Source organism: Bartonella sp. AS69XJJH, from assembly GCF_042195585.1.
Classification (GTDB): Bacteria; Pseudomonadota; Alphaproteobacteria; order Rhizobiales; family Rhizobiaceae; genus Bartonella.
In genome coordinates this window covers 1-606 of record NZ_JBHIOO010000139.1, presented here as the reverse complement: position 1 = coordinate 606, position 606 = coordinate 1, and the positions used below count along the sequence as shown (strand labels likewise).

Sequence of the window (606 nt, the reverse complement as noted above, 5' to 3'; positions counted from 1 at the left end):
TCATAACCATAATGATCTTGATAGCATTTCTTATGATTATACCCCCTTTCTTTTGAAAGGCTTTAAAGGATCATATGCTTTTCATAAAGCACGTTTTAATCACTCACTAAAATAATCATTTTGTCAGTTCAATTTACTGACAGATAACTGACAAATATATATTATTGATTGTATTTATGGGGTGTATCTTAATAATGGTTGTATCATTAAAATACTAACATATTGAAATATAATGTTTTTAATTTTTTATCTCATTAAAAAAATACTATAGGGGCTAAAATGAACTGACTAAACTGACAAAAATGACAAAACTCTTTTTACAAAGCCACTCAGATCATTTTTGGGGAGAAAAGTTCCTTGATGAGAATGGCATAAAAAGAGTTTTGCGTGGTTGTCTTAAGACTTCAAAAGAGGTTCTTTATTGTTTTCTATGATGGTTTTTAACGACAGGATGTGCTTGATCGCATGATGTCTCGTTTATATGCGTGTTGAGTGGCTTAGAGGGGCTGGAGAGTGAATTTATCTCTAAAAACTGGGGATATTGATGTATTAACCATTGACGGGCTAAACAGTTTTGTTTAGAGGTTTTTTCATATAAATGTGGGG

1 protein-coding gene is annotated in these 606 nt (G+C 31.4%); it reads right to left on the bottom strand.

The window, feature by feature from the left end; genetic code table 11:
- Positions 1–418: 418 nt before the first annotated feature.
- The coding region (locus ACFIK6_RS10215; protein WP_375677623.1) for a hypothetical protein at positions 419–606 on the bottom strand (188 nt) is incomplete at its 5' end.